Annotated in this window: 8 protein-coding genes; all 8 read right to left on the minus strand. The window is 65.3% G+C overall.

The window, feature by feature from the left end:
• The coding region (locus HMPREF1023_RS02165; protein WP_009304508.1) for a chloride channel protein at window positions 1–646 on the minus strand (646 nt) is incomplete at its 3' end.
• 220 nt (window positions 647–866) lie between these two features.
• Window positions 867–1,574: a hypothetical protein gene (locus HMPREF1023_RS02170; protein ID WP_009304509.1), complete on the minus strand. Its 708-nt coding sequence runs from the start codon at window positions 1,572–1,574 to the stop codon at window positions 867–869.
• A complete protein-coding gene (locus HMPREF1023_RS02175; protein ID WP_009304510.1) occupies window positions 1,571–2,434 on the minus strand; it encodes an ABC transporter ATP-binding protein in 864 nt (287 codons plus the stop codon). Before HMPREF1023_RS02175 ends, HMPREF1023_RS02170 begins: the two co-directional genes overlap by 4 nt.
• Window positions 2,427–2,798: a GntR family transcriptional regulator gene (locus HMPREF1023_RS02180; protein ID WP_009304511.1), complete on the minus strand. Its 372-nt coding sequence runs from the start codon at window positions 2,796–2,798 to the stop codon at window positions 2,427–2,429. The genes HMPREF1023_RS02175 and HMPREF1023_RS02180 overlap by 8 nt, the downstream gene beginning before the upstream one ends.
• Window positions 2,799–2,930: 132 nt before the next feature.
• Window positions 2,931–3,488 (minus strand): DUF177 domain-containing protein, encoded by a 558-nt coding sequence (locus HMPREF1023_RS02185; protein WP_009304512.1) that lies wholly within the window; start codon window positions 3,486–3,488, stop codon window positions 2,931–2,933.
• Window positions 3,489–3,962: a hypothetical protein gene (locus HMPREF1023_RS02190; protein ID WP_009304513.1), complete on the minus strand. Its 474-nt coding sequence runs from the start codon at window positions 3,960–3,962 to the stop codon at window positions 3,489–3,491.
• A gap of 186 nt (window positions 3,963–4,148) precedes the next feature.
• Entirely contained in the window at window positions 4,149–4,631 is a 483-nt protein-coding gene (gene coaD, locus HMPREF1023_RS02195; protein ID WP_009304514.1) for a pantetheine-phosphate adenylyltransferase, read from the minus strand.
• A gap of 26 nt (window positions 4,632–4,657) precedes the next feature.
• On the minus strand, window positions 4,658–4,940 hold a 283-nt coding region (locus tag HMPREF1023_RS02200), incomplete at its 5' end, for an RsmD family RNA methyltransferase (protein WP_035578302.1).

The following is a 4,940-nucleotide window of genomic DNA, read 5'->3' on the forward strand; positions in this document are numbered from 1 at the left end:
CGATGGCGTAGACGACGAGGGCGGCTGCCAGCATGGCGGGCGCATGCCGCAGCACCGCGCGGTCGAAGCGCACGAGCTCCAGCACGAACATGCACGACCCCAACGGGGCGAAGAACAGGGCGCTGAACGCCGCGGCCATGCCGATGGCGCCCGGATAGCCGTCGGAAGCGCCGTCGCGGCCGCGCGCGGGCGGCAGCTTGAACGCGCGGCCCAGCACGGAGCCCGTCGACGCGCCCATCTGCAGCGCGCCCGCCTCCATGCCGACCGAGCCGCCGCCCAGCAGCGTAAGGCAGCTGCCGCCCAGTATCCCGACCGTAAGGCTTCCCGGGACGCGACGGCCCGCGCGCAGCTCGTCGACGACGCCTTCGGTGGTCAGGGCCGCGGGCAGGCGCAGCAGACGATACAGCCCCACGGACAGCGCGCCGAGGACCGGCAGCGCCAGCAGCAGCCAGGGAAAACGGGCCGGAAGGCTTTGCGCGAACCCCGTGGACAGAGTGAGCACGATGGACGAGGCGGCGCCCGCTGCGCCCGCAACGAGGACGAACGACGCGCGCCGCGAGAGCCGCCCGAGGGCCGTACGGCCGTCGCGCGAAGGTCCCTCCCGCCGATCGTTGCGTGCATCCACGCGCGCCTCGCCTCCCGTCATGCTCCGAATGCTTGCACATCCGCTCCATGGTACGGAGCCGTCGTGTGGAAGGACGGGCGCGGCGGGAGGAGGTTGCCGCACCGTCGCGCTCCGTTAGCCGCTGCGTTGCCGGCGCGCCGCGGCGGGTCGGGAAGCGCATCTTCGCCCGAAAAACACGCCTCAGCATCTGGAGCGTGTTTTCGGAGCGAAGATGCGTTATCGGGAGCGTCGGACGCAGGCGTCAGCGCACTTCCGCGCGGCGCGTCAGCAGGTAGGCGGCGAGCGCCGACAGCACGGCGACGACGGCGAACAGCACGATGGGGTTCGCCAGGACGATCCCCTGAGCCGTGAACCCGAGCGCAGGGAGAAGAACCGCCCCTGCAGCGTCGGCCGCGCCCGGCACCACCTGGAAGACGGTGGGCACCAGCACGAACGCCAGGAGGCCGAACGCCAGAAGCCCCAGCAAGAACGGAGCCTTCCCCACGCGTCCGTGCAGCACCACCAGCGCGTAGGACAGAAACACGATGGCCAGGTTGAACGCGAGCGTCCAGGCGAAGCCGAGAAGCCCCGGCCCGTAGCCCTCGCCGTACAGCGCGACTATCGACTGCTCGCCCCACAGGGGCAGCACCGCCAAAAGCAGCTGGTCGACCAGGGCGAAGACGAGCGCCACCACGCCGAACGACAGCGCGGTGCTCAGATACGCCTGGGCGCGGGTCACGCCGCATTGCAGCGCGAACTTGAAGTCGATGGAATACGATATGCCGCCGCACAGACCCAGAAACACGCACATCCACAGGTACATGCCCTTGAACGGCGTGCCCCCTTCGCCGGCGAATGCGATGATCGCCCACCCGAGCCCGAAGCAGACCGCGAACACGATGAAGAACACGCTCATCGAGAACAGGATGTCGGCCATCTGATAGCGGACGATCGCCTTGAACTTCCTCATCGCGCTTCCTCCTTCTCGGTCAGTTTCACGAACAGCTTCTGCAGGTTGAGCGGCGCGACGTCCAGCCGCTCGTTCAGGCGCGCCGCGTCGGGCTTGCCCTGCACGTACGCCACGCTCAAGCCGCCCAGCTCCTCCACGTCGAGCACCTCCATCCCCGCGCAGTAGGCGGCCACGTCCGCCGTGCGCCCCGACACGCTGTAGCCGCTCGCGCGCAGCTCCTCGGCCGACGAGGCCAGCAGCACCCGTCCGCGGTCGACGATGGTCACCTGCTCCACGAGGTTCGCCACCTCCTCGATGAGGTGCGTGGCGATGATCACCGTGCGCTGCTTCTCCAGGTAATCGTCCAGCAGCAGCTTGTAGAACAGCTCGCGATGATTGGCGTCCAAGCCCAGCACCGGCTCGTCGAGCAGCAGGTAGTCCACGTCCAGCGACAGCCCGACGACCAGCTGGTAGATGGAGCGGTAGCCCGTGGACAGCGATCCGATCTTCTTGCGCAGGTCCAGCCCGAACGCCTCGGCAAAGCCCGCAGCGGCCGTCCGGTCGAATCCCTCGTAGAAGCGCCCCATCTCCTTGAACAGGTTGTCGAGGCGCAGGTTCTCGGGATACATCTTCTTGTCGTTCATGCAGTACAGCTTGGCCAAGGCTCGCGCGTTGTCGGCGGCGGGCTCGCCGTCCACGAAGATGCGGCCGCTCGTGGGAACCAGGCGGTTCGCGATGAGGCCGAGCAGCGTCGACTTTCCCGCCCCGTTGCGTCCGAGCAGCGCATGGATCTTCCCGTGCTCGAAGGACAGCGACACGTCGTCGAGCGCCTTCGCCTTGCCGAACGACTTCGACACATGGTCGACGCGTATCTCACGCATGGTCGTATCCTTTCTCCACCAGGTCGACGACCTGCTGTTTCGTCAGGCCGAGCTTCTTCGCCTCGGCGACAAGCGCTTGCACGAACCGCTCGTCGAACGCGTTTCGGCGCTTGGCGCGCACCTTCTCGCCGGCTCCCGTCTGCACGTACATGCCCATCCCCCTTCTCTTGTAGATGATGCCCTCGTCCACGAGGATGTTCATGCCTTTGAGGACGGTGTGCGGATTGATGCCCAAAAGCGCGGACAGCTCGTTGGTCGACGGGATGCGGTCTCCCTCGGCGTACGAGCCGGTGAAGATATCCTCCTCGATACCCTCGGCGATCTGGACGAACAAGGGGACGTCGCTTCCCGGGTCGATGTTCATGCGGCGCGCCTCCTCTCTGCTAGTTAGTTACTTGAGTAACTAACTAGCATTCTAGAGAGCGCACGACGGGTTGTCAAGGAGAGAAAAAAAAAGAACGCCCGCCGTGAAGGGCGGGCGTTCGGTCGTGCGAAGCTAGTTCTGCGGCTCGTCGAAGGGAAAGTCCTTGAGCGCGGCGAAGGGGTTCGGCGGCATGTCGTCATCGTCGTCTGCGGCGGGCTCGCAGCCGCAGGGACCCTCGTTCAGGTTCGCGCCGCACTGGGGGCAGAGGCCCTTGCACTCCTCGTCGCACAACGGGATCAGAGGAAACTCCAGCAGCAGCGCCGCGGTGATGAGCGGTTCCAGGTCAATGACTTTGTCGGCGGGCAGCACGTCGAACTCGTCCTCGTCCATATCCTCGGGCGCAGCCTTCGTCTCGTCGAGCAGAAAATAGCCTTCGATCTCGCCCGTCACCGGGAACGAAACCTCGTCGAGGCAGCGCGCGCAAGCCGTTTTGGCCTCGCCTTCAACCGTGCCGGTGACCAGGAGCGCGTCGCCGGTGTTGGAGATGTCCGCTTGCCAGGCAAGCGGCCCCGCGAAATCGTACAGATCCGGGCCGGCCTTCATAACGTGGATGGCGATCGAGCCTTCAAAATGAGAACTCTCCGCCGGAGCGAAGAGCTCGTGGGGTACCTGGATGCGGAGCGCGTCCATTTAGCGCCCCGAGGCCAAAGAATTGGCGTTCAAGCGATCACGGCAGCGCCGCACGTTGTTGAGCAGCGTATCGAGGCTCTGCTCGACATGGCCGAACACCTCGTCGGCGTAGTCCTCGGCGCCGGCACGGGTCTGGCGCTCCAGCTCGCGGGCGTCGGAGAGCACCTGGTCGGCCTGCTGCTGGGAGATGCGGACGATCTCCTGCTCGCTGGCGATGGTCATGGCCTGGCTGCGTGCATCCTCGATCATGCGGTTGGCCTCGGCCTCGGCATCGTCGAGCAAGCTCTGGCGCTCGCGAACGATCTGACGGGCCTGAGCGAACTCGCTGGGGAACGTGTCGCGGATCTCATCCATGATCTCGAACGCCGCGGCGATGTCGACCTGGCGCATGTTGCCCTTGCCGAAAACCGGCTTAGAGTCCTCAAGCAGAATCGAGAGCTCTTCCAACAGCCCCAAGACTCCTGTTTCGTCCATGATTGTCCTTCCACCCAGGCGTGCTGCGTTTCATCTGCGTTGGCGCGCACGGGTATCCTCGCGTGCATGCGTCGCAGTATTCTAGCATGTCTGTTGGGAAAGCCAACCTCCAATGCACAAAGCGCGCACATTTTACCCGGTCGGAACCGCGCCGACGCGAAACCGTGACCTGCTAACGGGCAGTTTCTACGCGTCGCCGAACTTCTTCAGCAACGCCTCGTTCACGCATGCGGGAACGAACTGCGCCACGTCGCCGTGCAGGCTCGCGATCTCGCGCACGATAGACGACGACAGATACATGTACTGCGGCGGCGACATGATGAACAACGTCTCCAGCTCCTGGTTCAGCTGGTAGTTGAGCGCGGTCATTTGAAACTCGTACTCGAAGTCGGTGATTGCGCGCAGGCCCTTGATGACCACGGTGGCGTCGAGCTTCGCCGCAAGGTCGACGAGCAGCTCGTCGAACGGTTCGACGCGGACGTTGGGCAGATGGCTCGTCGCCCGACGTACCAGCTCGGCACGTTCTTCGAGGGAGAACAGGGGCTTCTTCTTCGGCGAGGCCGCCACGGCGACGACGACCTCGTCCACCAGCTGCGCTGCTCGGGTGATGACATCGAGGTGTCCGCTCGTGATAGGATCGAACGTTCCGGGCGTCAGTGCACGTTTCATGTAAGGCTTTCCGTTCCTTCTTGGTTTCAGTCGATCGCATCGTGCAGCGCTGTAGCGCGCAGCACGTCCACGACAGTATCCCCGTACTTCTTGCGCTGCGCAATAGACAAATCGCGCGCTTTTGCCGCTTCCTCCACCTCGTCGTTCGCCGCCGAGGCATGCTCGTACACCACGATGGCATCGTCGGACAGCGCCGCGCGCGTGCGCAACGCGACGACGAGCCCGAGCACCTCGGCGGCGGCGCATGCGTACGGCGGGTCGAGGAACACGAGGTCGAACGGTGGACGCGCGTAGGGCACGTCCTTCAGC

This window comes from Eggerthella sp. 1_3_56FAA, from assembly GCF_000185625.1.
Lineage (GTDB): Bacteria > Actinomycetota > Coriobacteriia > Coriobacteriales > Eggerthellaceae > Eggerthella > Eggerthella lenta.